The organism is Brenneria corticis, from assembly GCF_003115855.1.
Lineage (GTDB): Bacteria > Pseudomonadota > Gammaproteobacteria > Enterobacterales > Enterobacteriaceae > Brenneria > Brenneria corticis.
Map to the genome: position 1 here is coordinate 251,943 of NZ_KZ819071.1, position 26,218 is coordinate 278,160.

20 protein-coding genes are annotated in these 26,218 nt (G+C 55.9%); 9 read left to right on the forward strand and 11 right to left on the reverse strand.

Annotated features, from left to right (window positions below):
- Positions 1-11 precede the first annotated feature (11 nt).
- The 6 genes from DDT56_RS01210 to DDT56_RS01235 all read right to left on the reverse strand — a co-directional run bounded on the left by DDT56_RS01210 (position 12) and on the right by DDT56_RS01235 (position 7,490).
- Positions 12-2,507: a hypothetical protein gene (locus DDT56_RS01210; RefSeq protein ID WP_136164685.1), complete on the reverse strand. Its 2,496-nt coding sequence runs from the start codon at positions 2,505-2,507 to the stop codon at positions 12-14.
- Between the two features lie 155 nt (positions 2,508-2,662).
- On the reverse strand, positions 2,663-3,742 hold the full coding sequence (gene bglB, locus DDT56_RS01215) for a beta-galactosidase BglB (RefSeq protein WP_136164686.1): 1,080 nt from the start codon (positions 3,740-3,742) through the stop codon (positions 2,663-2,665).
- A gap of 348 nt (positions 3,743-4,090) precedes the next feature.
- Positions 4,091-5,053: a glyoxylate/hydroxypyruvate reductase GhrB gene (gene ghrB / locus DDT56_RS01220; RefSeq protein WP_136164687.1), complete on the reverse strand. Its 963-nt coding sequence runs from the start codon at positions 5,051-5,053 to the stop codon at positions 4,091-4,093.
- A gap of 111 nt (positions 5,054-5,164) precedes the next feature.
- Positions 5,165-6,211 carry an ADP-ribosylglycohydrolase family protein gene (locus DDT56_RS01225; RefSeq protein ID WP_136164688.1) on the reverse strand — a complete coding sequence of 349 codons (1,047 nt, stop codon included), beginning with the start codon at positions 6,209-6,211 and terminating at the stop codon, positions 5,165-5,167.
- Between the two features lie 287 nt (positions 6,212-6,498).
- Complete coding sequence (locus DDT56_RS01230) at positions 6,499-6,930, reverse strand: N-acetyltransferase (protein WP_136164689.1); 432 nt, start codon at positions 6,928-6,930, stop codon at positions 6,499-6,501.
- Complete coding sequence (locus DDT56_RS01235) at positions 6,927-7,490, reverse strand: DNA-3-methyladenine glycosylase I (RefSeq protein WP_136164690.1); 564 nt, start codon at positions 7,488-7,490, stop codon at positions 6,927-6,929. Before DDT56_RS01235 ends, DDT56_RS01230 begins: the two co-directional genes overlap by 4 nt.
- A 201-nt stretch (positions 7,491-7,691) precedes the next feature.
- Here DDT56_RS01235 and DDT56_RS01240 point away from each other — a divergent pair, with 201 nt between their 5' ends.
- The 4 genes from DDT56_RS01240 (at position 7,692) to DDT56_RS01255 (ending at position 13,382) form a co-directional block, all read left to right on the forward strand.
- Positions 7,692-8,498: a sulfite exporter TauE/SafE family protein gene (locus DDT56_RS01240; protein WP_136164691.1), complete on the forward strand. Its 807-nt coding sequence runs from the start codon at positions 7,692-7,694 to the stop codon at positions 8,496-8,498.
- 176 nt (positions 8,499-8,674) lie between these two features.
- Complete coding sequence (glyQ, locus tag DDT56_RS01245; RefSeq protein WP_009110875.1) at positions 8,675-9,604, forward strand: glycine--tRNA ligase subunit alpha; 930 nt, start codon at positions 8,675-8,677, stop codon at positions 9,602-9,604.
- Between the two features lie 9 nt (positions 9,605-9,613).
- Positions 9,614-11,683: a glycine--tRNA ligase subunit beta gene (gene glyS / locus DDT56_RS01250; RefSeq protein WP_136164692.1), complete on the forward strand. Its 2,070-nt coding sequence runs from the start codon at positions 9,614-9,616 to the stop codon at positions 11,681-11,683.
- Positions 11,684-12,236: 553 nt separating this feature from the next.
- Positions 12,237-13,382, forward strand: coding sequence for an iron-containing alcohol dehydrogenase (locus DDT56_RS01255; RefSeq protein WP_136164693.1), 1,146 nt, complete (start codon positions 12,237-12,239; stop codon positions 13,380-13,382).
- A 61-nt stretch (positions 13,383-13,443) separates the two neighbouring features.
- Here the strand turns inward: DDT56_RS01255 and DDT56_RS01260 are convergent, their stop codons facing one another.
- The 3 genes from DDT56_RS01260 to DDT56_RS01270 form a co-directional block, all read right to left on the reverse strand.
- Entirely contained in the window at positions 13,444-14,805 is a 1,362-nt protein-coding gene (locus tag DDT56_RS01260; protein WP_136164694.1) for an aminotransferase class III-fold pyridoxal phosphate-dependent enzyme, read from the reverse strand.
- Positions 14,806-14,827: 22 nt separating this feature from the next.
- Positions 14,828-16,285: an APC family permease gene (locus DDT56_RS01265; RefSeq protein ID WP_136164695.1), complete on the reverse strand. Its 1,458-nt coding sequence runs from the start codon at positions 16,283-16,285 to the stop codon at positions 14,828-14,830.
- 80 nt (positions 16,286-16,365) lie between these two features.
- A complete protein-coding gene (locus tag DDT56_RS01270; protein WP_136164696.1) occupies positions 16,366-17,328 on the reverse strand; it encodes a helix-turn-helix domain-containing protein in 963 nt (320 codons plus the stop codon).
- A gap of 417 nt (positions 17,329-17,745) precedes the next feature.
- On the opposite strand from DDT56_RS01270, the gene DDT56_RS01275 reads away from it, so the two are divergent.
- From DDT56_RS01275 to DDT56_RS01295, 5 genes are all read left to right on the forward strand, one after another.
- Complete coding sequence (locus DDT56_RS01275) at positions 17,746-18,462, forward strand: DUF3053 domain-containing protein (RefSeq protein ID WP_246856695.1); 717 nt, start codon at positions 17,746-17,748, stop codon at positions 18,460-18,462.
- Positions 18,463-18,826: 364 nt separating this feature from the next.
- Entirely contained in the window at positions 18,827-20,740 is a 1,914-nt protein-coding gene (locus DDT56_RS01280) for a PTS mannitol transporter subunit IICBA (RefSeq protein ID WP_136164697.1), read from the forward strand.
- 61 nt (positions 20,741-20,801) lie between these two features.
- Positions 20,802-21,950 (forward strand): mannitol-1-phosphate 5-dehydrogenase, encoded by a 1,149-nt coding sequence (locus DDT56_RS01285; RefSeq protein WP_136164698.1) that lies wholly within the window; start codon positions 20,802-20,804, stop codon positions 21,948-21,950.
- Positions 21,951-22,127: 177 nt separating this feature from the next.
- Positions 22,128-22,658 carry an MltR family transcriptional regulator gene (locus DDT56_RS01290; RefSeq protein ID WP_136164699.1) on the forward strand — a complete coding sequence of 177 codons (531 nt, stop codon included), beginning with the start codon at positions 22,128-22,130 and terminating at the stop codon, positions 22,656-22,658.
- 95 nt (positions 22,659-22,753) lie between these two features.
- Positions 22,754-23,116, forward strand: coding sequence for a YibL family ribosome-associated protein (locus DDT56_RS01295; protein ID WP_136164700.1), 363 nt, complete (start codon positions 22,754-22,756; stop codon positions 23,114-23,116).
- Between the two features lie 169 nt (positions 23,117-23,285).
- Here DDT56_RS01295 and DDT56_RS01300 read toward each other — a convergent pair whose 3' ends face one another.
- A complete protein-coding gene (locus DDT56_RS01300) occupies positions 23,286-25,178 on the reverse strand; it encodes a methyl-accepting chemotaxis protein (RefSeq protein ID WP_136164701.1) in 1,893 nt (630 codons plus the stop codon).
- A 317-nt stretch (positions 25,179-25,495) separates the two neighbouring features.
- On the reverse strand, positions 25,496-26,122 hold the full coding sequence (gene sodA, locus DDT56_RS01305) for a superoxide dismutase [Mn] (RefSeq protein WP_136164702.1): 627 nt from the start codon (positions 26,120-26,122) through the stop codon (positions 25,496-25,498).
- Positions 26,123-26,218 lie beyond the last annotated feature (96 nt).

The window sequence follows — 26,218 nt, forward strand, 5'->3', positions numbered from 1 at the left end:
TACGGCTAAGCTTATTTTAATTCTTTGCTCTCGCCCTGAATCGTCCACGTTTGAGGATCAATGATTCGGTTTTCGGCTTGAACGCGCCCGTCGGCAAAGAAAATAACCTGGCCGTAAAGCGGATCGTCGATTGATAAATCGCCATTATCTTTTTCACTGACGGACAGCGAATGAAAGTCATCGATGAAGGCGGAAAGTTGCGTGATCGAACTATCGTCACACAGACGAATCACCCAGCGACTGTGACGACCCGTTAGTCGGACCTCACAATTTTTTGTCGGCCCTTGCGTAATCCTGTCAAACGCTTTATTGCCGAACAGCAGAGCCATTCCGTTTCCGCTGCGCGCGGCAATACGGTTATCGTCTATTGCAAGCTGCTCGAAGTGTTCTGACGGTAACCAGGCGTGGGAGAAGTCTGGTTGGCCGGGCTGAATATTGAAATCCAGTACGGCAAGACCGCGATACTGTTGAACGCGGGGCAATGTTCCGCATCCGCCCCAGTAGGAGGGGCGGCCGAATCCGGCCTGGATGGTTTCCCCCGGATGGTTGATCCAGATTTGCGCTTCGGGGTTATCGCCCAGGCGCAAATGTAGCGGTGATTCCTGATATCCCCACTCCCCCCAGCGGTAGTGCGCAATGGATCCCATCGCGATATTGCGGGTTTTATAGTGATACAGTTTTGCTATGCGGTTCGCGCCCTGAGCAAAACACCATTCCAGCGCGTGATTTCCCTGATAAATGGCAATTTCCTGTAATGCCGGAGAAATGCTAATACGCCGATCCCGCAGCAGCAATGCCAGTTGAGGCAGAACATGGAAGCGGCAGCCATAGCCGCCTTTTCCCCACAGCAGACGGGCAATGGCGGAAAGCTCCAGCGAACGTCCGGCGCGCAGCGTGTGCTCGTAGGAACGGCCTTGCGAGGCGGTCAGAATACCCTGATGAGATGAGCGGGCGATCTGTTCGACCAAGCGTTCGATGGCGTGGCCGGCGCGTTTGACGATAACCGGGTTATCCGCCAGCGCGGCGAGGGCGCTCAGTCCTTTCAAGTCAATGGGGAAATAGGGCGCGGAGTTCCATTCGGCCATTTCATATTGTTCAAAATGGTCGAGCCATGCCGTGATGCGTTGTTCTCCCACCTGCGCCTGCTCCGCGCCGCTGCGCCCCGATCTGACGAAGGTCGCGTGCGGGAAAAAACTGCCGGCGAGGTAAGCGGCGGTGTGAAACAGCAGGGCATGGTTTTCTGAGAAATACCACTGAACATCATTGCCTGGCTCATCCATCCAGTAACGGAAATTCAAAATGGCATCATCAATGCGCCGGCGCGTGGCGGGGTTAATCGCCTCGCCAAACCTGATGCGACACCACAGTAGGGGCACCAGCGTAAAGTCGGCGCAGTCGTGGCAATCAACAACGGAAGGCAACACCGCTTCCAGCATCGCGTCGGTTTCCCGGCCGGACTGTCCGCGAGCCAGGCGAGCCAGCGCTTTTACGCTACTCATTTCGCCCTGTTCCGCAACCGTGGCCAGCGCTTCCTCAATGCGTTCGACCAGCGTGACGGGAACCGCTTTTTGCCGATCCGCATGACATATTTCTACGCCGATATTGCGGCTTGCCCTGAACTCACCAGATTGCAGGGTAATAATGAAGTTTCTGAAGTCCGCCGGAATTTGCTCGGTTGCCGCCAGCGTAAGGCGCTGTTCGCCTTTTCCGAGCGCCGATTTGAGCAATACCGGCTTATCAAGAGAAATAAAGTCCCCGATGACCTGACAACTTACCTGAATATCCTCGGTCGCCGCCTGCGCGAACTCGATGGCGATATCACCGGTAAAGTAAGCGGAATGACTGAATGCCATGCCCTCAAGCATGCTTTCTATTTTTTCCACCCGCTCCGGCGCGATAGGGACGGGCAGCGCGACGGATGCGCCGACGCCGGACAGATAATCCAACTGGAAAAAGAAGCGGATATCGCGTTCGGCAAGATCGTCGAAGTAAATGACAACTTCATTCAGCCCTTTATTTAACGGAATGGCGACCTCAACACTGTTTTCGAGATTGCGCTGATAACGGGCGCTCCAGGCTATTTCCTGGCCGCCGACAAAGAGTATTGCGCCGCCGCAGGTGGTTAACCGGAATGTCGCTTCGCCCTGTTGCCCTGCCTGAATAAAGGTTCTTGCCCAGGCGCCGACGCGCGTCGGACGGAACCAGAATCCCGATAAATCCACACGATCCGAGCCAAACGGCAGCCACCACCGTACCGGATGGCATTCGCTTAACGGAATGGGGCGTTTGTCAGCGAATTTTTCCGAGAAATCAGAACGACAAGGATAAGTATGCGGAATGAAATTCTTGTGTTTGCTCAGGAAGAAAAAGGGATCCATATCACCCTGCATCGGGCGATCGGCAACGTCGTAACGTTGTTCCGTTATTTTGGAAAGCTGCCAATAACGAACGGCGTCGCCATTAGCCAGTTGATGTTCACTGAAATACGTTTCTGGATTATTAGTCATAGTAATATATCTCCAGGATACAGAGTGCTTAACCGTTTATACCCGTCATATTTCAAGTTGCCTGTGCTAGCCGGTCCTTCCTGTAACTCGAATTATTTAGGGTTTAGAAGTTCGACAATGTGACTATTGAGGGTTTTATTTCATGTTTGCCTCCGCTAATGATGTGCGCGAATGCCTTCAGTCAGACACAATATCGCTAATGCCTGGCCGTAACCGGTTGGCTGAATAGGAATATCTTTATAAAATTGCAGCGTCCTTCCCATGCGGGTGCCGTAAGAGACGTTACGCACCGTACCGTCTTGATCAATGTTGTCGCATACCGCTTTTAGCGCGCGCAACCCAGCCTGACGCCAGGATTTATCGCCAATCCCCAACCGCGCGCCCTTCAGCAATCCATAGCCAAAACCGGCCGTGGCGGAAATCTCTTCGTAGGAATCAGGATGATCGAGCAGAGTGTGCCATGCGCCGCCGGGCGCCTGTAATTTGAGCAGCGTATCAACCTGGGTTTGCAAACAGCCCAGCAGGTATTGGCGCACGCCGGGATCCAGTTCCGTAAGTTCAATAAATTCAAGGATACCGACGGTGATCCAGGAATTACCCCGCGCCCAGCGTGCGCGTGCAAAATGACTTTTTTCTTTGAAACTCCAGCCGTGGAACCACAGGCCGGTTTCCGGATCGTTCAAATAACGGGCGTGGAGTAAAAATTGCCGCACGGCCTCCGCGACTAATTCTTTACGACCGGATACCGTACCGTAATGCGCCAGAAACAGGACGACCATAAATAACGTGTCGTCCCACAGTTCCATATCGTTAACGCCATCGGAAACAATATGCTGGAATCCCATTTCCGGCGTTCTCGGCAATTCATTAATTACGCGATTGGCCCAGTTATCGAGAATTTCCTGATATTGAGGATTTTTGGTATGCGCCCAGAAAAGAGAAAGCGGCAGCATCGGCGCCGTGGTATTAACATTGAGTTTGGGCAGACCGGAATTAAATTGTTTTTCGAACCATTTTTCGATCAGATGATAAATATCGTCTCGCCTGGTAAATTCCCATAATCTTACCAGTCCGTAAATACCAACGCCTTGCGGCCATTCCCAGCTATCAAATGAAATATAGTCTCCGGGCGTACCGTCAAGATTGGGTTCCTGAAAGCGTCCCTGGTTTTTTAATCCGGTGATTCCGGTCAATAGCGAATTAAGCCGAGTCTGTAAATCCGTGTTGTTAAGCATTAATAACCCACCGTGTAGAGAAGTCATACCAATCGATGCTGAAATGTGCAGTCGATATAATCACCAATGTTTTTTTTGCGCAATACGAAAATTTTTTGCGCTTTTGTTTTGTGATGCGGTTAAAAAAATGCAGATTTTGTCTGGAAAAACCTGATAAAGGTGCGGCGCAGTGCGTGATGAGATCTCGGGAGCGGATAAAAATATTGCATCGGAATCTTACTGGTCGGCTTACGGACGGGCGCTAGCCAGGGGGATTTTATTTCGGCGGTAGGCGTGTGTTCTTTAAGACCTCAACGAGGCGTGGGGAGACAAGGCTGCATCGCAGCCTTGTCAGCCAGGCGCCGAACCCTATTTCAGCACCTGCGGGTTAACGCAGTTTTCTTTTACCTCTCCGCTTAAGGCGGCGATCAGGTTGTCGACGGCGCAGGCGGCCATGTTGTAGCGGGTTTCATGGGTTGCCGAGCCAATGTGCGGCAGGGCCACCACGTTGGGCAGTTTTAGCAGCGGGGAGTCGACCGGCAGCGGTTCTTTGGTGAAAACGTCCAGGCCCGCGGCGTGGATGGTTCCGTTGGCGAGGGCCTCGATCAGCGCCGTTTCGTCCACCACGGCCCCGCGGCCGATATTGATCAGAATCGCGCTGGGTTTCATTTTCGCCAGCTGTTCGCGGCCGATAAGGTGTTGCGTTTCGGCCGTCAGCGGCAGGGTGATGCACAGGAAATCCGCTTCGGCCAGCAGGGTATCCAGATCGCAATAGCGGGCGTTAAAGCGCGTTTCCGCTTGCTGATGATGACGGCGGGCGTTGTACAGCACCGGCATACTAAAGCCGAAGTGGGCGCGCTGCGCCACGGCCAGACCGATGCGGCCCATGCCGAGAATGCCGATGGTTTTATGATGGACGTCGCTGCCAAACCAGTCGCTGCCAATGCTCTCTTGCCACTCGCCCGCCTTGACTCTTTCCGCCACTTCCACCACCCGGCGCGCGCCGGCCAGCATCAAGGCCAGCACGGTATCGGCCACGGTTTCGGTCAATACCGTGGGGGTGTGCATCAGAATAACCCCTTGCTCGTTCAGGGCGTCGACATCGAAATTATCGTAGCCCACCGAGATGGTGGAGGCGGCGCGCAGACGCGGAGCCTGTTGCAGAAAGGCTTTATCCACTTTACCGCCCGAACCGATAATGCCTTCAGCCTGGGCCAGCGCCGGGTGATGCTCCGGCGGAAAGTCGTCCAGTTCGGTGACGGCGAAGTGTTGATCTAAACGGGTGCGTAAATCGTCGGGGATCTTTCTATATAGAATAACGCTAGGTTTCATCGCAAACTCCGGCAGGTTAGGGAGGTTAAGACGGAAATAACGGATGGAATCATCGCGTAGCCGACGGGATACTGCAAGCTATACATCTTGACCTCGCGCCAGGCGTCGCGATTAGCCGACCGGGTAGTGCGATGATGGCGGAGGATAGGGTTCCCGCAGCGCCCGCAGCCGCAGAAGTTGTTGGCCGTAGCCGGCGATATCGATCCCGTTGGCGCTATCCAACTGCTGTTTAAAGTGGGGGGCAATGCTGGTGGCGCCGTTTATCGCCCCGCAGATCGCCGTGGCCATCGCGCCGATGGTGTCGGTATCGCCCCCCAGATTGGCGCATAGAATGGCGCAGCGGTTAGGATCGGTTTGCGCCAGTTCCACCATGGCGATGGCCGCCGGAACCGATTCAATCATCTCCGCGCCGGTGCCGATCAGGTCATAAATACGCGCCATCGCATGCTCGGTTCCGTTCACGCGTTTGACGGTCTCCAGTGCCAGTTCGATACGGCACGCCAGGGAGGCGCTGTAGGTGGTAATGCGCCTATTCTGCGCCGCCTGGGCGACCGCGGGCAGCTCTTCGCCGATCCCGCCCCAGGTGGAGGCGCCTTCAATCGCTCTGGAAATGGCCCAGGCGATAACGACCGCGCCGGCGACGGCGATATCGGATTTATGCGTCACGCTGGAAGCCAGCTCGACGTCGGCGATGAAATCATGCAGTGAATGGGGAGGCAGCAGACAACCCAGCGGGGAGACGCGCATCGCGGCGCCGTTGGTGACCCCGTTGTTTTCCAGTTCGCGGATATCGGCGCCCTGCTGTATCGCGGTCAGCGCGGCTTTTGACGAGGGGCCGAGGATATTTTTCTCAAAGGCGCCGAAATCCAGCGCCCAGTGCAGAATGTGCTTCCCTATCGCCTTGGGGTCGATGCGGCCTCCACATGCGATAAGGGCATCCGCCAGCGCTATGGCCATCGCCGTGTCGTCGGTGTATTGCGCGGCCTGAAAATAACGGGCGGCGATATTGTCCGCCGGGCCGGGCAGAAAACGGTCAATCCAGCCAAAATGCTTTTTAATCCGTGTCCGCGGCCATAACTCCGACGGCATGCCCATCGCATCGCCCAACATCTGCCCATATAACGCGCCATTAATACGGTTCTGCTTATTTGATGGCATGGTACATCCTTAATAAACGTGGATAATCCCCTCTCCTTGATGGTTATTAAGAGATGCCATCCGACTGGCTTTATCGTAATTGATGATTGATTTTTCTAGTGAATTTTTCTAAGCGATATTTAAGCCGTGCTTGAGTCGGCACGCTGGAAAACGTTAGTTCATAGCGTAACACCAGATAGAATTAAGATAGTACCTTTACAATCATTAGTTGAGCGTAATGTGAAGGTTTATTTACGTTTACGGCGCCAGGGGGAGGATAAGCAGGTTAACGCCGGCGGATAAACGGCTTAGCGGCTGGCCCACTGCATAATCAGCGTGGTCGCCCGGGTTTCCCGATTGAAATTTTCCGCCATGACGACAAAGCCATGTTTACGGTAAAACGCGCAGGCCCGCCCGTTCCGTTGATACACTTCCAGACTGAGCAGTGAAAATTGCCGCTGGGCGTATTGGATTAACGCCGCGCCGATATTTTTGCCGTAATAATGCCGCCGCACGAATAGGGCGCCGATAAAACGGCCTTCCAGCACGCTGATAAAACCCGCCATCCGCTCCCGGTCTTGATATATCCAGGTTTGTGACCGGGGGAGGTAAATATCGCGAACCAGCGGAGCGCTTTCCCGCCAGTAATCCGCGCTGATAAACGGATGCGCCAGCGTAGTGCTTTCCAGCCACAGCGACATCAGCGGGTTCAGGTCCTGCGGCTGGTATGCGCGGATCACGTCGCGGCGTCCCGATGGCAAAAACAGTCGGCGGTGTGGTCGTCGACCAGGCCGCCGGCCTGCATAAAAGCATAGCAAATGGTCGAGCCGATAAACTTGAAGCCGCGTTTTTTCAGCGCCTTTGACATGGCGTCGGAAACGGCGGTTTTGGCCGGCACGCCGGCGAGCGACGCCGGGCGGTTAAGCCGCGGCCGATGGTCGACAAACGACCAGATGAAATGAGAAAAGCTTTCGCCCTGGCTTTCCATCTCCAGCCAGGCGCGGGCGTTGGCGATAATGGCTTCGATTTTGCCGCGGTGGCGGATGATGCCGCTGTCCTGCATCAGCGCGTCCACGTCATCCGGCGTCATGCGCGCAATGCGATGCGGCTCGAACTGATAAAAACAGCGGCGATAATTTTCGCGTTTTTTCAGCACGGTAATCCAGGAAAGCCCGGCCTGCTGGCCTTCGAGGCACAGCAGTTCAAACAGCTTTTGGCCGTCGGTGCAGGGTTTCCCCCATTCGTTATCGTGATAATCCTGATATAGGACGTCCTGGGTAACCCAGCCGCAACGTTTCATCGGCTTTTCCTATCGTTAATGGTCTGAGAGCCGGTTGTTATTCGGCACCGTTGTTGATATTGATAGTGGCGTCGCTCATTACGCCGCACGATCATTGCACTGAAGCCGCTGTATAAGCAACCAGCTTTTACTGCCGACGTTCACGGAAACCGGCGCCGGGACGACGATAACCATAACAACGAACAGATTGGGGAACGGGGAATGGCGGTTGAGTGGATTTTGGCCTATCTGGCCTTAGGGACGGTGGTGGGTTTTATGGCCGGGCTGTTGGGGATTGGCGGCGGCGGCATTATGGTGCCGGTTCTGACGGCGATGTTTGCCGCTCAGGGCGTGCAAAATGAACATCTGGTGCATATGGCGCTGGGAACGTCAATGGCGGCGATCGTGATTACCGCCATTTCCAGCCTGCGCACCCACCATCAGCATCAGGCGGTGCTGTGGCCGGTGGTCTGGCGCATAACCCCCGCTATCCTGATCGGTACGTTCGCCGCCACCTGGCTGGCGACGCTGCTGCCGACGCGTACGCTGGCGATCTTCTTCTCCTGCTTTATGGCCTATATTGCGCTGCAAATGGTGCTGAACATCAAGCCGAAGCCGCAGCGTCATCTGCCCGGCACCGCGGGCATTTCGCTGGCCGGCCTGGTCATCGGCGGCATTTCCGCGCTGGTTGCCATCGGCGGCGGATCCTTGACCGTGCCTTTTCTCACCTGGTGCAACGTGCGCATTCAGCAGGCGATCGGCACGTCGGCCGCGGTGGGGCTGCCTATCGCGCTATCGGGGGCGCTGGGGTACATGATCAACGGCTGGTCGGCGGTCGGCGTGCCCGAGTACAGCATCGGCTATGTTTCCCTGCCGGCGGTGGTATTGATTTCGGCGGTAAGCTATTTCACCGCGCCGGTCGGCGCCCGCCTGGCGCACCGTCTGCCGGTGGCGACCCTGAAGAAAGCCTTTGCGGGGCTACTGCTGCTGCTCAGCCTGAAGATGCTGCAAACGGTGTTCAGCGGCTGAGGCGTCCGTGCAGAGGGGCGTATAGCAATAAAGCCGGGCATCCCGGCTTTCCCTGCGCCCGCCTGAAAAATCACCGTCGATATAAACTTGTTGCCGCATTCTGGCTGTATATCTCGCTTTCAGAGGGTATACTGGCGCATTCACTATAAATCCACTTGTATCGCGTGCGAATCCAAATGCAAAAGTTTGATACCAAGACCTTCCAGGGCCTGATCCTGACGCTACAGGATTATTGGGCGCGCCAGGGCTGTACCATTGTTCAACCGTTGGACATGGAAGTCGGCGCCGGCACCTCTCATCCGATGACCTGTCTGCGGGCGCTCGGCCCGGAACCCATGGCCACCGCCTATGTGCAACCGTCCCGCCGTCCCACCGACGGCCGCTACGGCGAAAACCCCAACCGTCTGCAACACTATTACCAGTTCCAGGTCGTGATTAAACCCTCGCCCGATAATATTCAGGAACTGTACCTCGGTTCGCTGCAAGAATTGGGGCTGGACCCGACGATCCACGATATCCGCTTTGTGGAAGACAACTGGGAAAACCCGACGCTGGGCGCCTGGGGGCTGGGTTGGGAAGTGTGGCTGAACGGTATGGAAGTGACGCAGTTCACCTACTTCCAGCAGGTCGGCGGCCTGGAGTGCAAGCCGGTCACCGGCGAGATCACCTACGGTCTGGAACGTCTGGCGATGTATATTCAGGGCGTGGACAGCGTTTACGATCTGGTGTGGAGCGACGGCCCGCTGGGCAAAACCACCTATGGCGACGTGTTCCATCAAAACGAAGTGGAGCAATCCACCTACAACTTTGAACACGCCGACGTCGATTTCCTGTTCTACTGCTTCGAGCAGTACGAAAAAGAGGCGCAGCGCCTGCTGGCGCTGGAAAAACCGCTGCCGCTGCCGGCCTACGAACGCATTCTGAAAGCGGCGCACAGCTTTAACCTGCTGGATGCGCGTAAAGCGATTTCCGTTACCGAGCGTCAGCGCTACATCCTGCGTATTCGTACCCTGACCAAAGCGGTAGCCGAAGCCTATTACGCCTCCCGCGAGGCGCTGGGCTTCCCCCTGTGTAACAAGAACGTGTGCAATAAGCAACAGAGCTAAGAGGCAGCCATGACTGACAAGACTTTTCTGGTGGAGATCGGCACGGAAGAGCTGCCGCCGAAGGCTCTGCGTAATCTGGCGGAATCTTTCGCCGCCAATTTCACCGCGGAACTGGATGCCGCCGGCCTGACTCACGGCGACGTGAAGTGGTTTGCCGCGCCGCGCCGTCTGGCGCTGAAAGTGCCCGGTTTAAGCGCCGCACAGCCGGATCGTACCGTTGAAAAACGCGGCCCGGCGATCGCCCAGGCGTTTGACGCCGCCGGCAAGCCGACCAAGGCGGCCGAGGGCTGGGCGCGCGGCTGCGGCATCACCGTCGATCGGGCCGAACGTCTGACGACGGATAAAGGCGAATGGCTGTTATACCGCGCGCATGTCAAAGGCGAGCAGGCTCAGGCGCTGCTGGCGGGTATGGTCAACGCCTCGCTGGCTAAGCTGCCGATCCCGAAACTGATGCACTGGGGCGACAAAGAAACCCAGTTTGTGCGTCCGGTGCATACCGTGACCCTGCTGCTGGGGGACGAACTGATCCCAGGGCGGGTGCTGGGTATTGATTCCGCCCGCACCCTGCGCGGCCACCGCTTTATGGGCGAGGCGGAATTCACCATCGACAATGCCGATCAATATCCTGCCATTCTGCTGGAGCGCGGCAAGGTGGTGGCGGATTACGACCAGCGTAAAGCCAAAATCAAAGCGGATGCCGAAGAGGCCGCGCGCAATATCGGCGGCAACGCCGATCTGAGCGACAGCCTGCTGGAGGAAGTGACCTCGCTGGTGGAATGGCCGGTGGTGCTGACCGCCAGATTTGAAGAGAAATTCCTCGCCGTGCCGGCGGAAGCGCTGGTGTATACCATGAAGGGCGACCAGAAATATTTCCCGGTCTACGACGACGACGGCAAGCTGTTGCCGAACTTTATCTTCGTCGCCAACATTGAATCCGGCGATCCGCAGCAGATTGTCGCCGGTAATGAAAAAGTGGTGCGGCCGCGTCTGGCGGACGCCGAGTTCTTCTTCAATACCGACCGCAAAAAACGGCTGGAAGATCATCTGCCGCGTCTGGAAACGGTGCTGTTCCAGCAACAGCTCGGCTCATTACGCGACAAAACCGACCGTATTCAGGCGTTGGCGGGCTGGGTTGCCGAACAGATCGGCGCGGATGTGAATCACGCCACCCGCGCCGGGCTGCTGTCCAAGTGCGACCTGATGACCAATATGGTGTTTGAATTCACCGACACCCAGGGCGTGATGGGCATGCACTATGCGCGTCACGACGGCGAGGCGGAAGACGTTGCCGTGGCGCTGAATGAGCAGTACCAGCCGCGCTTCGCCGGCGACGACCTGCCTTCTTCCCCGGTGGCCTGCGCGTTGGCGATTGCCGACAAGATGGATTCGCTGGCGGGGATTTTCGGCATCGGCCAGCATCCGAAAGGGGATAAAGACCCGTTTGCGTTGCGTCGCGCGGCGTTAGGGGTATTGCGCATCATCGTCGAAAAGCAACTGCCGCTGGATCTGCAAACCCTGACGGAAGAAGCGGTGCGCCTGTATGGCGACAAGCTGACCAACGCCAGGACGGTGGATGAGGTGATCGAGTTTATGCTCGGTCGTTTCCGCGCCTGGTATCAGGAAGAGGGCCACAGCGTGGATACCATTCAGGCGGTGCTGGCGCGTCGTCCGACCCGCCCGGCGGATTTCGACGCCAGGGTGAAGGCGGTGAGCCATTTCCGTACCCTGGACGCCGCCGCCGCGCTGGCTGCCGCCAACAAACGCGTTTCCAATATTCTGGCGAAATCCAGCGATACGCTGAAAGCGAGTGTTGATGCGTCGGTATTGAAAGACGCGGCGGAAATCAGGCTGGCGACGCACGTGGTGGTGCTGCGCGACAAGCTTGAGCCGCTGTTCGCCGCAGGACGTTATCAGGAAGCGCTGGTGGAGCTGGCGGCGCTGCGTGAACCGGTTGACGCGTTCTTTGAACAGGTGATGGTGATGGCCGAGGATGAACGGGTGCGCGTTAATCGCCTGACCTTGCTTAATGAGCTGCGAAATCTGTTCCTGAAAGTGGCGGATATCTCTGTTCTGCAATAATTAGCCGCCGTTATAATTAAAACCCGTCCTGAGCATTGGCATTAGTTAAATGTTCAGTACGGGTTTATTAACATTAACTTTCCCCTTTAATAGCATAAAATTAACCCCTTCCCATTGTTCAATAATACTTTCTCCATGCGTTATTTATTTTTTCGTGCGGATTTTAATTAATATTATTTAAGTTATTTATTTAAATAACATTATAAATCAGCATGTTGCGTTTTTTTTCGCCTTTTCATTTTTATTAAAACATAATCAAGGTCACAATTCATTTTTTCTGACTATGCTTATAATACCCATATGGCGGGACGCATAAAATACAATACGATGCGTTTACATTCGGCGATAAAATTGAATGCCACACTATTTTAAAGGGTAAAGTTACTGTCGGCTTATATTCATAACGCATAGTTTTTCGACTTTATATGGCGCATAAAAATATAAAATAATCCGCCATCCTTGTCTGTGGTGAAAACGTTAACGCTTGTAGGTCGACTGTAACGCTATTTTATTTTTATGAATCTAATAGTTTTTCAATTACAGGAGATTGTTTATGAGCTTCATTAATTTCTCTATTCCGCGTGATATCACCTATGGTGAAAATGCGCTGGAGCGGCTGGCGACCCTGCGGGGGAGCAGGGCGGCGATCGTGACCGGCGGCAGTTCGATGAAACGCCACGGTTTCCTGGCAAGAACCGAGCAACTGCTCAAGCAGGCGGGAATAGAGTGCCTGCTGATTGATAACGTGGAGCCCAATCCCTCCGTGGCGACGGTGCAGCGCGGCGCCAAAGCCATGCTGGAATTCAACCCGGACTGGATCGTGGCGATTGGCGGCGGGTCGGCGATTGACGCGGCGAAAGTCATGTGGTGTTTCTACGAGCATCCGCATCTGACGCTGGAGGATATTCTGCCGGTAGGCTCGATGCCGCCGCTGCGCAACAAGGCCAAATTCGTCGCCATTCCTTCCACCAGCGGCTCGGCTTCGGAAATTACCGCCTTTTCCGTGATTACCGATACGGAAAGCCATATTAAATACCCTATCGTGGCGGCGGATATGGTGCCGGATATCGCCATTCTCGATCCGGCCATCCCGGCAACCTGTCCGCCGCACATTACCGCCTATTCGGGGATGGATGTGTTAACCCACGCGCTGGAAGCCTATGTGTCCACCGCGGCGACCTCGTTTACCGATCCTTACGCGCTGGAAGCCATTCGGCTGGTGTTTGAGAATCTGGAAACCGCTTACCTGTCGCCAGACAATATGCAGGCCCGTTTCCACATGCATAACGCCTCTGCGCTGGCGGGCATCGCCTTTACCAACGCCTCTCTGGGGATTATCCATTCGCTGGCGCACAAGCTCGGCGGCGAATTCGGCGTTACCCACGGTCTGGCCAACGCGATAATGCTGCCGTACGTGATTCAGTACAACAGCCACTGGACCAATAAATATCAGCTGATTGAAAAACGCTTTGGCATTATCAATCTGGCCGCCGCCATCCGCGATCTGAATCACCGGCTAAATATTCCCGACACGCTGCGCGAATGCGATGAAGTGGATTTCAGCGAAGAGAAATTCAACAAGGTGCTCGACCGCATGAGCAGCAATGCGCTGGCCGATCCCTGTACGCTGACCAATCCCGGCGCGCCTAAAGTGGAGGATATGAAGGAACTGTATACCGTCTCCTATTACGGCAATTAATCGCCGTTCGCGCCAACGGTTAACGTCCGCGAGCCGCTTTCCGCTCGCGGACGTTTTTTGTTTATCCATCCTGCCGTTCAAACGCGGTTTGCAACGCCGATACCAGCAGATCGCAACCGGCTTTATCAATCACCAGCGGCGGCGCCAGAACCAGTTTCGGACCCACCGGGCGAACTACCGCCCCCGCATCGCGGGTTGCCTCGGTGATACGAAAGGCCAGATTATTATCGGCCGCCAGGGAGGCTTTGGTCGTTTTATCTTCAACCAGATCAAGCGCGATCATCAACCCTTTGCCGCGCACGTCGCCAACGGAGGGGAAGCGCTGCTCGAAGGATTGCAGCCGGCCCAGTAAATATTCCCCCATATGCGCCGCGTTAGCCGGCAAGTTTTCGTTCTCCACAATATCCAGCACCGCCAGCCCGGCCGCGCAGGCCAGCGGATGACCGCCATAGGTGTAGCCCGTCATCAGCAGGCCGCGGGCATCACGGTTTTCCAGATAGGCCTCTTCAATACGCTGGTTGAACACTGTGGCCGAGAGCGGTACATAGCCCGCCGTCAGGGCTTTGGCGAACACCATGATATCGGGTTTGACGCCCCAGCCGCGGGAGCCGAACATCGAACCGCTGCGGCCGAAGCCGGTCACGACTTCGTCGGCAATCAACAGTACGCCGTACCTGTCGCACACTTCCCGCACCAAAGGCCAGAAGTTGGCCGGAGGAACAATGACGCCTCCCGCGCCCTGTATCGGCTCAGCGATAAACGCCGCGATGGTTTGCGGACCGTAGTAAAGAATATCACGCTCCAACTGGGCGGCGACCAGCTTGCCCAGCTCAATGGGATCGTCGCAGTTCCAGGGATTGCGGTAGAGCCAGGGTGATTCAATCTGGGTGCAGCCCTCCAGCATGGGGCCGTAGTTCAGGCGATAAACCGGCAGCCCGGACACCGAGGTTCCCCCCATATGGACGCCGTGATAGGCATTTTTCAGCGAAATAAAACGGGTACGCTGAGGTTCGCCTCGCAATATCCAATATTGACGCGCGACCTTTAGCGCCGTCTCCACGCCGTCCGACCCGCCCATGCCGTAAAGTACGCGGCTCATGTTCTCTTGCCGGGTCAACTGGATGATTCTGTTCGCCAGCTTTTCCGCCGCAGGGTGGCTCACGCCGTCAAACAACTGGTAGTAAGCCAGCTCATCCATCTGTTTAGCGATGGCGGCTTTCACTTCCGGGCGGTTATGGCCGACGTTGACGCACCACAATCCCGCAAAGCCATCCAGCATTTTCCGGCCTTTGTCGTCCCAGACAAACACGCCGTCGCCTTTGACGATGCGCAGCGGATCGCGGCCCGACCAGTCGTTGGGGTGGGCCATGGGGTGCCAGAAGCGGTAGCCGCTATTCCCGGCGGAGGTGTTCGACATAGTCATAGCAATACTCCGTGAAAAGTTATTAAAGGCTTTCGACGATTTGACCTACTCGCGAGTAGCGCTGCGGATTCAGACGGCGCAAAAAATGCGCGCCCAGAAAGCCGCCCAATGCGACGATCAGCACCAGATAAGGCAGGGATGAAACCACGGGGGAGGCGGAGCCGCTCAATACGTCAAGGTTGCCGACCACCATGATCAGCGCCGCCGACATGCCGAACGCCGAGATAACGGGGGCAATCAGCCGGCTCCACAGGGAAACCCGCAGTGATGTGTGGCGCAGGAAATAGACGACCACCGCGACGGAAACGCAAAGCTGCAACAGCAGAATCGACATGCTGCCCAATGCCGACGCCCAGGAAAAGACGTGCGCCATCGGGTCGAGCCGGGCGAGGGCAAACAGCGCCGTCGCGCAAAACATAAAGACGCCCTGAGCAATGCTTGCCACATAGGGCGTTTGGTGCCTCGGGTGCGTTTTCGCCAGTTTCGACCACGCCAGGCCGTCGCGGCTGATGGCGAATAAATAACGTGAAAGGGTATTGTGAAACGCCTGCGCCGCCGCAAAAAGACTGGTCAGCAGCAGGACGGACATCACATGGATCGCCCAGGGACCCAGTACGCTCTCCGTCACGCTAAAGACGAACATGCCCGGATCCTTTGCCGCCATCGCCGCTATGTTTGCCGAACCGGCATACTGCACGAACGCCCAGCCGGTCAGGGCGAAAAAGGCGGTAATCAACGTCACCGCCAACAGCGTGGCGCGAGGGATGACTTTCCCCGGTTCACGGCACTCTTCCGAGTAAATCGCCGTGGCTTCGAATCCGACAAAAGAGCAGATGGCGAAGATCATGGCGATCCCGATATCGCCATGAAATACGGTTGCCAGGCTGAATGAACTTAACTCGAAGGCGATCGGGCGCGTGAAGATAGCGATATCCGCCAGCAGCACAATACCGACTTCCAGCAGCATCAATACCCCGAGCACCTTGCCGCCCAGCTCGACCTTGGCGATGCCCAGCGCCACCACCAGAATCTGCATGGCCAGCGAAAACAGCCACCAGGGAATAGCCATCCCGGTTTGAACGTGGAGGAACTGCGAGAAAAAGAAGCCGAACATGGCCGTGACGGCAAGTTGTATCGCCGTATAGGCCAGCAGGGCGATGCCTAATCCGGCGATGCCGCAGCGGGTACCCAGTCCCTGGGCGATATAAGCGTAAAACGCGCCGACATTGACCACGTAGCGGCTCATGGCGATGAATCCGAAGCTGAAAACGATCAGCAATATTCCTGCCAGAACGTATACGCCCGGTACGCCGGCGCCGTTTCCCGCCATAAAGGCGACGGGCAACCCCCCGATAACCCCGGTTAACGGCGAGGCGGCCGCAATGACGAAAAAGATGACCGACCACAGTCCGAGACTGCCTTTCTGAAGCTGATTTTTTTGCGGATACCGATTTTCTTGCGGAAAATTGTGCTTTGCCATGTTCCCCTCCCCTTGCTGATGGATCATGGCCAGTCTATGAAGCAGTGGGACGTTGCCGTTATCGAAATCTGGCAAACATTTCAGCCGGGGCAGCGAATGGCTTTAAGGGTCTGGGACGGCAGTTCGCCGAACAGACGTTTATAATCGACGGTAAACTGAGACAGGTGCCAAAACCCCCATTTTGAAGCGATCTCGCTGATATTCGAGGCTTCGTTACCCATAACCAGCATCCTTTTCACGCCGTTCAGCCGCATGTTTTTGAGAAAAACGGCCGGACTTTGCCCGGTCACCGTCTCAAAACAGTTCTGTAACGTGCGGCGGGAAGTGTGTGTCATAAGGCATAGCTCATCCATGGTCAGCGGCCGGTCCCGGTTGGCTATCAGCGCTTCCTGCGCTTTGGCCACAACGCGCTGCGCTTTCTGGCGCGAATGTTTTACCGCCGGGGGATGTTTGCCGATCACGTCAAAAAAGGAGAACGCCAATCCTCTGATGTCGCTCTTGAACTGGAGCCTGGCCTGCTTTTCCGCCATCTGCAGCGGATGCTCTATCATGCTGTGAAGCATTGCCGTTATCTGTTGCCTGATGCGCGACGCCAGCGCATCGTTCCTGACGGCGTAAACGGCGTGCGGTAATTCATCGATTATGTCCGGGATCAGGGAAAGCGGGATACTTAATACCTGCAGTGAAGAGTATTCAGGCGTTTGCAGCATCAATTCGCCGCGCTTGTAAGACCAGGTCACATCCTGCAGCGTCAGATTTTTTCCCATCCAGCGCGTTTCGCCCGACAGGGCGTTGAATACCCCTAAACAGAGCGTATCCGCGCGGCCTTCACCGCTTTGAAACACCGATTGCGACAGCCGTTCTTCGTAAAATTGCACGCCATCCAGCCAGGCTTCTTTAATGTCGCCCTCGAATCGGCCCTGGGAGATCTGGTCATAGCGTAATGACCAGTCGGTAAGGAGTTGACTGTGCTGGGCCAGCTCTTGAATATGCGAGGCGCAACGGAAACCATTCTGCTGACTGGAATAAGAAGTGAGTTCCATGATCCATCCTTACCTGAAAAAGAGGGTAAGCAAGATCAGCAAAAATCAAGCCATGAAAATATCGAAATCTGGCAGAATTTTTATCTTTCAAATAAGAAATAGCGGGATTTTAATTTTTAAATCAGGGTTAATTAAGGTCTGAATATATTTTTCTCGCCATGCCGGCATAAAACCCTCTCTTCCGCTGCACCAATATGAATGAATTGCTCATTTTTGAAGCAATTCCGCCTCGGCGATCCCGTCCGCCATCATCTTGAAACGCCGTCGCGGCAAGCGTACCGGGGTGTTCACCGCTTTGCGCCCTGCGGCATGAACTGACTGATTCGACTATGCTTACGGTTATCCGAAACACGCTTGCGGCGTGTTCTCTATGCGAAAACCACAACGATCGACAAGCATGCAAAACAGGGGTACGGAATGAAAGGATTGATGGAATATCGTTCACGCTGGCTGCTGCCGGCACTGATGTTTTTTATGGCGTTGCAGCTGGCGGGCTGCGGTGACTCCGAGGCCGATCAACGCCGGGCGTTTACCGATTTTCTGCAAAGCGTCCAACTGCAACAGGATGGAAAATTACCGGCGCTGACCGAAGAGCAAAAGAAGCGCTTCGGCCCTTTTATCAATGACTACGCGGTATTGACCACCTTTTCCCAGCAGGTGAATCAAGCGGTGGCGGGGAGCCTGACGCCGCTGCTGGAGCAGATCTCCCGTATTCGCGTTCCGCGGGATTATCTGTCGCAGCGCGACAACCTGCGGCAATCCATCGGGGCGATGAATCTGCTGGGGCAGCAGGTCCAGGCCGCAAAAGCCCAGGCGGATAACGCCCGCCGCGCGCTCAAACAGCCGGAAGAATTACAGGTCGCCTATGAACGGCTGTACGCGCGGACCGTCACGCAGCCGACCAACGTATTGTTGCCGCTCGTCCCCAGCGCCATCGCCTTTGCGCAAAGTCTGATTCAGGTGGGGGACTACCTTGAGGCCCAGGGCGATCGGGTGGTGTTCAGCGAAGCAACGGTTCAGTTTCATACGCCCCAGCAGGTGGCGCAATACAACAGCCTGATCGCCAACCTGCCGATTCAGCAACGGAATTTAATGACTGCGCTGAAAGGAGTGAACGGTATTCTCCGCCCGTAATTACCCCGCCATACGTCTAATCCGGCGACGCAATGAAAATAAATTGTGATTTGCGTCGCATAAAACAAACAAATGCCCATCTCTAAAATGTGATGCCCATCACATATGTGGCGTGAAAGCCATCCCAAAACTTGCCGTTTTTTTAATTTTTTATCTTTTTTTGTGAACTGAGTCACCCGTTTGTATCGTTGATGTGGGGTGTTTGTGTGATTTATGTCACAAAAATGCCGCCATGTTGCGCTATTGAAACGGAGTGCTAGAGTCCGCGTTACATACAGTAACACCGGCGGATAGACGTTATACCGTCTCACAATAATTATCACGCGCTCTTATTGTCAGCGCGTCTCAATAGGGGTGTGTTTTTATGCTTTCACCAGATATCAAGATCAAAGTTCAGAACTTTGGTCGCTTTCTGAGCAACATGGTGATGCCCAATATCGGCGCATTTATCGCCTGGGGTATTATTACCGCACTGTTTATACCTACGGGCTGGATCCCCAACGAGACGCTGGCGAAACTCGTCGGGCCGATGATTAGCTATCTGCTGCCGCTGCTGATCGGCTATACCGGCGGTCGCCTGGTGTTTGGCGAACGCGGCGGCGTGGTCGGGGCGATCACCACCATGGGGGTGATTGCCGGTACGGATATTCCGATGTTCCTCGGCGCCATGATCGTCGGTCCGTTGGGCGGCTGGGCGATTAAACGTTTCGACGGCCTGGTTGACGGCAAAATCAAAAGCGGTTTTGAAATGCTGGTCAACAACTTCTCCGCCGGCATTATCGGTATGTTGCTGGCGATCCTGTCGTTTCTGGCTATCGGTCCGCTGGTCGAGGTGTTCTCGCAGGCGCTGGCCGCCGGCGTTAACGTGATGGTGCGCAACAGCCTGCTGCCGCTGACCTCTATCTTCGTCGAACCGGCAAAAATTCTATTCCTCAACAACGCCATCAACCACGGCATCTTCTCGCCGCTGGGCATTCAGCAGGCGACGGAGACCGGGAAATCCATCTTCTTCCTGATTGAGGCTAACCCAGGCCCCGGTATGGGCGTGTTGATGGCCTATATGTTCTTTGGCCGCGGCAACGCGAAGGAGTCCGCGCCGGGCGCGGCGATCATCCACTTCCTCGGCGGCATCCACGAAATTTATTTCCCTTATGTGCTGATGAACCCGCGGCTGATTATTGCGGTGATCCTGGGCGGGATGACCGGCGTATTCACGCTGAGCCTGCTGGGCGGCGGCCTGATCTCTCCGGCGTCGCCGGGTTCTATTCTGGCGGTACTGGCCATGACGCCGAAAGGCGCCTATTTCGCCAACGTAGTGGCGATTGCGGCGGCCTTCGCGGTTTCCTTCGTCGTTTCCGCCATTCTGCTGAAAAGCAGCAAAAACAAGGGCGAGGAAGATATTAACGAGGCCACCCGCCGGGTGCAGGATATGAAAGCGACCTCCAGGGGCCAAAACCGCGCCGATGGCGGCGTTAGCGGCGACCTGAGCACGGTGCGTAAAATCATCGTCGCCTGTGATGCCGGCATGGGTTCCAGCGCCATGGGTGCCGGGGTGCTGCGCAAAAAAGTGCAGGATGCCGGGCTAAGCAATATTTCGGTGACCAACAGCGCCATCAACAACCTGCCGGACGATGTCGATCTGGTGATTACCCACCGCGATCTCACCGAACGCGCCCTGCGCCATGCGCCGCAGGCGCAGCATATCTCGCTGACCAATTTCCTCGACAGCCAGCTGTACAGCGATCTGGTGGCGCGTCTTGCCGCGGCGCAGAGCGAAGCCGCTGACCAGCCCGCGGCGGTTGCCCGGCCGGCCGCCGCCGCCGCGGCGCCAAATCTGTTCCAGCTCGGCGCCGAGAATATTTTCCTCAATCAGCACGCGGCGGATAAAGAGCAGGCCATCCGTTTTGCCGGCGAGCAGCTGGTGCAAGGCGGCTTCGTCAAGCCGGAATACGTGGATGCCATGCTGGAGCGTGAAAAGCTGACCTCCACCTATCTGGGCGAATCCATTGCGGTGCCGCACGGCACCATCGAAGCGAAAGACCAGGTACTGAAAACCGGCGTGGTGTTCTGCCAGTATCCCGACGGCGTGCGCTTTGGCGAGAGTGAGGATGATATCGCGCGTTTGGTTATCGGTATCGCCGCCCGTAATAACGAGCACATTCAGGTAATTACCAGCCTGACCAATGCGCTGGATGATGAGGCGGTGATTGAACGTCTGACGCATACCCAGGACGCGCAGGAAGTGCTTGACCTGCTGTCCGGCAAAAAGAACGCCTGAGTCTACGGCAGCGCCGCCCGCGGGCGGCCTCTTTTTTCTTCGTTCTAAAAGGGTAAGCATAATGAAAGCATTACATTTCGGTGCCGGTAATATCGGCCGTGGATTCATCGGCAAGCTGTTGGCCGACGCCAATATCGAACTGACGTTCGCCGACGTCAGCCAGCCGCTGCTGGAGGCGTTGAATAGTCGCAAAAGCTATCAGGTGCGTATTGTGGGAGAGCAAACCCAGACCGAAACCGTCAGTAACGTGAGCGCGGTTCACAGCGGCAGCCAGGAAGCGGTGGCGCTGATTGCCGACGTCGATCTGGTTACCACGGCCGTCGGGCCGCAGATTCTGGAAAAGATTGCCGGGACCATCGCCCAGGGGCTGGTGCAACGTCAGGATAACGGCAATGCGCGGCCGCTGAATATCATCGCCTGTGAAAATATGGTGCGCGGCACCAGCCAGCTTAAGCAGCATGTGCTGAAACTGCTGCCGCAAGATAAGCTGGAGTGGGTGGTGGAGCACGTGGGATTCGTCGACTCCGCGGTCGACCGTATCGTGCCGCCTTCCGAGGCCGGCAGCAGCGATGTGCTGGCGGTGACGGTGGAAACCTTCAGCGAATGGATTGTTGACCGGACCCAGTTCAACGGTGAGCCGCCGGCCATCCCCGGTATGGAGCTGACCGATAACCTGATGGCGTTTGTCGAGCGTAAGCTGTTTACCCTGAACACCGGTCATGCCATTACCGCCTATCTGGGCCGGCAGGTCGCGCATCAGACCATCCGCGACGCCATTCTCGATCCGCAGGTGCGCGCCGTGGTCAAAGGGGCGATGGAAGAGAGCGGCGCGGTGCTGATTAAACGCTACGGTTTTGACGCCGATAAACACGCCGCCTATATCGATAAGATCCTTGGCCGTTTTGAAAATCCCTACCTGCACGATGACGTGGAACGCGTGGGGCGCCAGCCGCTGCGCAAGCTGAGCGCCGGCGACCGGCTGATTAAGCCGCTGCTGGGCACGCTGGAATATCAGCTGCCGCACGACAATCTGATTATCGGTATTGCGGCGGCGATGCATTACCGCAGCGAGCAGGATCCGCAGGCGCAGGAACTGGCCGCACTACTGCAAAAACTGGGGCCGCAGGCCGCGCTGGCGCAGATTTCCGGTCTGGACGCCGACAGTAAGGTTGTCGCGCAGGCGGTGAATGTGTATAACGCCATGCGTTGAGCGGCGCGTCTCGGCACAGGGCAGGTTTTGCCTTGGCCTGATTCCCGCGGGCGTTCGCAACCTTGACGTTGGGAACAGGCGATGTCGGATATAATCGATGTCGCCGTACTCGCCGGCGAGTCATATTACCGGAGGTGGGAGCGATCTGTGCGCGGGCTAAAGGTACGAGAAGGGACGATGGAAGAAACTCAGGCGTTTGAAAACCGGGTGCTGGAAACGCTGAATGCGGCGACGACGGTGCGCAGCTTTATGCTGCGGGCCGTTGAGCTGTTGGCCGAGGCGGCCGGCATCCTGATGTTGCAGGTGTTTCGCAAGGATGACTATGCGGTAAAATATGCGGTTGAGCCGCTGATGACGGGAAGCGGTCCGCTGGGCGCGCTTTCCGTGCGCCTCAAGCTGATTTACGGATTGGGGATGATCAGCCGTAATGAGTATGAGGATGCCGAATTGCTGATGGCGCTGGGTGAAGAGCTGACGCACGACGAGCGTGATTACCGCTTTACCGATGATGAAATTCTCGGCCCGATTGGCGAATTGCACTGCGTCAGCGCGCTGCCCGCCGAGCCGCCCCTGCCCGCTGGCGGCGACCCGACGGATCGGTTGCTGATTAGTATGCAGCAACAGCGTTATCAGCAGATGGTTCGCTCCACGCTGGTGTTGTCGCTCACCGACCTGATTTCCCAAATCAGCTTGAAAAAAGCCTTTTGACCGCTGCTTCTCCACCCTCGTCCACTGCACCGGCAACCGGTTTAGTGTATGCTTGTGCCCCGCATGATTCTCCCGGTACATAGGTTTATTACGTTATGAAAGAGCAGGAAAAAGCAGAAATAAAACGCCTCAGCGATCAGTTGGATAAGTTGAACCGTAAGCAGGTCACGCTGCTGGAACAAGGGGATGCGGAAGCGATAACCCTTAATCAGGAAGCATGCGGGAAGCTGGCGGCGGAAATTGAGCGCCTGCGCAATGTCAGAGAGCAGAAGCTCAGCCTGGAAGCGCAAAAGCTGACCCGTCTGCCGTTTAGCCGCGCCATCAGCAAAAAAGAGCAGGCCAATTTGGGCGCGTTGAAGAAAAGCGTTCGCGGATTGGTGGTGGTACACCCCATGACGGCGCTGGGGCGTGAAATGGGCCTGAAAGAGATGACGGGCTACGCGCCAAAACCCTTTTAGACCGCGCCTCCCGTCCTTCTCCTCCGTTATGTCCGCAGATTCCCGCCTACTGCCGCGGGAATGACGGGGCAGTGGCGGGGATGACCGGTGGCGGCGGGAATAACCGATGGTATTCGCGGGTTGATTATGCCGGATCGGCTTTATCAGCAACCTCTCTTACTTACCGCCATTACTTTTTATAGCCCAACTGGGGCGATGAACGGGAAAACGCGATGCCGGCCGGCGTTGTTTCGTCCTGTGAGGTTGCCAGACGAAATACGGAAACGGCCTGTTTGAGCAGCGTCGCCTGCTCTTCGAGCGAGTCCGCCGCCGCGGAAGATTGTTGCACCAGCGCGGCGTTCTGCTGGGTGGTGCTGTCCATTTCCACAATCGCCTGACTGATCTGGGTAATTCCGCGGCTCTGTTCATCGGAAGCCGTGGCTATCTCGCCCATAATGTCATGCACCTGCGTCACGGACGTGACGACATCATGAATGGTTTTACCCGCATTGCCGACCAGCGTGGCTCCGTGTCCGATCTGGCTGACCGTCTCGGCGATCAGTCCCTCAATCTCTTTGGCCGCCTGCGAACTGCGCTGCGCCAGATTGCGCACTTCGCCGGCCACCACGGCGAAACCCCGGCCTTGCTCGCCGGCGCGGGCGGCTTCAACCGCGGCGTTCAGCGCCAGAATATTGGTCTGGAAGGCGATGCCGTTAATCACCGAGGTGATCTCGGCGATACGCCTGGAGCTGTGTTCAATATCGTTCATGGTTTTCACCACGTTGTTCACCTGCTCGCCGCCTTGCTTCGCGGTCTGGGACGCGCCGATCACCAGGGTGTTGGCGTGGTGGGCATTGTCGGCATTCTGTTTGACCGTTGCGGTGAGCTGCTCCATGCTGGCGGCGGTCTGCTCAACGGCGGCCGCCTGTTGCTCGGTGCGCGAGGAGAGGTCGGTGTTGCCGGCGACGATCTCCCCCGAGGCGGTGAAGATCTGACTGACGCCGACGCGGATCTCGTCGATCATGTTATGCAGATTGGCATTCATTTTCGCCATCGCCCGGATAAGCTGTCCCAGTTCATCGCGGCGGGTGGTTTCGACGGTCATGGTCAAATCGCCGGTGGCGATGCGTTCGGCCATATCCAGCGTGGTATTCAGCGGGGTGGTGATCTGGCGTGAGATAAACCAGGAGATCAGTAACCCGAGGATGAGGGTAATCAGCGCGGTAACGCCCATCTGGATCTCGGAAGCGCGAATATCCTGCTGGGTGAGCTGTAGCTGATCCTGAAGCAGGGATTGGATGATGGCATTGAGTTCGTCGGCACTGGTGGCCATTTGCCGCGCCTGGGCCAGCTCTTCCTGATAGGCCGGCATATAAGCCATGGCCCGCTCTTCATAGCTATTCATGGTGCTCAGGACCGGCGCGAGTATCGCCTGTTGTTCGGCGGGCAGGCTCTGGTGCAGTGTCGTCAGCGAGGTTTGCGCGTCATCAATGGCGGCGGCGAGTTCATCCGCGGATTCCTTATCCCGGGATAACAGCATGCCGCGGACATGGTAACGAACCGCCGTCAGTTTCAGGTTCAGATCGGCAAGCAGCAACTGAAGCGTCAGATTATAACCGTCGGCGTTTAATTGATCGCCCAGCTCTTTTAAGGGTTTTCCCGTTTCGGAAATATTCCAGCTTTTCCTGACGTCGTCCTTTTTGCGAATGGCATCAACGTAGTTTTTCTGCCGTTGCTGATATTCGGCGATAACGGTTTCGATATGGGTGAATTGTTCTCTGGCTTTTTCCGGCCAGTTCCAGCCTTTGGCTTCAGATACATACTTATTGATATTCTCAATATGAGTAATATTTTGCTTTATATCTTCCGGGGAGTATGTGGCGCTATAGCGTACCCGATAATATTTTGCCTGGTTAATTTCATTATTGATATTGCTGCTTAAATTGACTTTATCAATACTTTCTTTTAATTCTTCAATATGCATAACGCCTGCGCCGGCAATAATTACCGTCATCATTAAGATCAGGAAGAAGCCTAAGCCTAATTTCTTACCGACGTTGATATTTTCAAATTTTATCGCCATTTTGTTTCTTCCACTATCTTATGAACTGAATACTGACTCTGGTTTTGTCCCCGCATTGCGAACGATGGAGGACGGCGCCGCGAGATTGTCGTGTGAGATACAACATATCGGTATAAAAATCATACGATAGGATCACAGGTAATTTATCGGCAATTTATGGGGAATCTTTACTATCTCTATTGATTATCAATATGCAAATAAAGTCTGGGAGAGGGAGAATATTTGATAATTTATAATAAAAAAACCGGAACAACGACGGTTATTCCGGTTTGCTTTGCGACCGCCCGGACAGGGCGGCGACAGGGGCAGGAAACGACTTATTTTTTCGCTTCTGAGAAACGTTTGGCCGCTTCGTCCCAGTTTACGACGTTCCAGAACGCTTTAATGTAATCCGGGCGACGGTTCTGATATTTCAGATAATAGGCATGTTCCCATACGTCCAGACCCACGATGGGGTAGCCGGATGCGCCGGAAATGGCTTCGCCCGACAGCGGGCTATCCTGATTGGCTGTGGATACCACCGCCAGTTTGCCGTCATCTTTCAGCACCAGCCAGGCCCAGCCGGAACCAAAGCGGGTTGCCGCGGCCTGTTCAAATTTTTCTTTGAAAGTATCGATGCTGCCGAAATCACGCTCAATGGCGGCTTTCAGATCGCCGGTCAGCGTGGTGCCCAGCTTCAGGCCTTTCCAGAACAGGCTGTGGTTGGCGTGCCCGCCGACGTTGTTACGTAAAGCGGTTTTTTTCTCCGCCGGCACTTTGTCCAACTGGGTAAGCAGCTCTTCTGGGGACAGCTTGGCGAATTCAGGCAGGGATTCCAGCGCCGCGTTAGCATTATTGACGTAGGTCTGGTGGTGTTTGGTGTGATGGATTTCCATCGTTTGCTTGTCGAAATGGGGTTCCAGTGCGTCATAAGCATAAGGCAGGGATGGCAGTGAATAACTCATGTTTAGCATCTCCGTGGTTATAGTGCTGAATAATTGTAGTGGTGAACTGTGTCGTACCGAAACGCGACATTGCTCACAATTTCCTAGGCCCGGTAC

What these genes read in the sequence shown, in the direction of transcription:
- DDT56_RS01275 (WP_246856695.1), top strand. Translation starts at nt 17,746, where the DNA reads ATGAAAGGATTGATGGAATATCGTTCACGCTGGCTGCTGCCGGCACTG.
- sodA (WP_136164702.1), bottom strand. Translation starts at nt 26,122, where the DNA reads ATGAGTTATTCACTGCCATCCCTGCCTTATGCTTATGACGCACTGGAA.
- ghrB (WP_136164687.1), bottom strand. Translation starts at nt 5,053, where the DNA reads ATGAAACCTAGCGTTATTCTATATAGAAAGATCCCCGACGATTTACGC.
- DDT56_RS01265 (WP_136164695.1), bottom strand. Translation starts at nt 16,285, where the DNA reads ATGGCAAAGCACAATTTTCCGCAAGAAAATCGGTATCCGCAAAAAAAT.
- bglB (WP_136164686.1), bottom strand. Translation starts at nt 3,742, where the DNA reads ATGCTTAACAACACGGATTTACAGACTCGGCTTAATTCGCTATTGACC.
- DDT56_RS01270 (WP_136164696.1), bottom strand. Translation starts at nt 17,328, where the DNA reads ATGGAACTCACTTCTTATTCCAGTCAGCAGAATGGTTTCCGTTGCGCC.
- DDT56_RS01235 (WP_136164690.1), bottom strand. Translation starts at nt 7,490, where the DNA reads ATGAAACGTTGCGGCTGGGTTACCCAGGACGTCCTATATCAGGATTAT.
- DDT56_RS01240 (WP_136164691.1), top strand. Translation starts at nt 7,692, where the DNA reads ATGGCGGTTGAGTGGATTTTGGCCTATCTGGCCTTAGGGACGGTGGTG.
- DDT56_RS01280 (WP_136164697.1), top strand. Translation starts at nt 18,827, where the DNA reads ATGCTTTCACCAGATATCAAGATCAAAGTTCAGAACTTTGGTCGCTTT.
- DDT56_RS01295 (WP_136164700.1), top strand. Translation starts at nt 22,754, where the DNA reads ATGAAAGAGCAGGAAAAAGCAGAAATAAAACGCCTCAGCGATCAGTTG.
- DDT56_RS01260 (WP_136164694.1), bottom strand. Translation starts at nt 14,805, where the DNA reads ATGACTATGTCGAACACCTCCGCCGGGAATAGCGGCTACCGCTTCTGG.
- DDT56_RS01255 (WP_136164693.1), top strand. Translation starts at nt 12,237, where the DNA reads ATGAGCTTCATTAATTTCTCTATTCCGCGTGATATCACCTATGGTGAA.
- DDT56_RS01285 (WP_136164698.1), top strand. Translation starts at nt 20,802, where the DNA reads ATGAAAGCATTACATTTCGGTGCCGGTAATATCGGCCGTGGATTCATC.
- DDT56_RS01300 (WP_136164701.1), bottom strand. Translation starts at nt 25,178, where the DNA reads ATGGCGATAAAATTTGAAAATATCAACGTCGGTAAGAAATTAGGCTTA.
- DDT56_RS01210 (WP_136164685.1), bottom strand. Translation starts at nt 2,507, where the DNA reads ATGACTAATAATCCAGAAACGTATTTCAGTGAACATCAACTGGCTAAT.
- DDT56_RS01225 (WP_136164688.1), bottom strand. Translation starts at nt 6,211, where the DNA reads ATGCCATCAAATAAGCAGAACCGTATTAATGGCGCGTTATATGGGCAG.
- glyQ (WP_009110875.1), top strand. Translation starts at nt 8,675, where the DNA reads ATGCAAAAGTTTGATACCAAGACCTTCCAGGGCCTGATCCTGACGCTA.
- DDT56_RS01290 (WP_136164699.1), top strand. Translation starts at nt 22,128, where the DNA reads ATGGAAGAAACTCAGGCGTTTGAAAACCGGGTGCTGGAAACGCTGAAT.
- glyS (WP_136164692.1), top strand. Translation starts at nt 9,614, where the DNA reads ATGACTGACAAGACTTTTCTGGTGGAGATCGGCACGGAAGAGCTGCCG.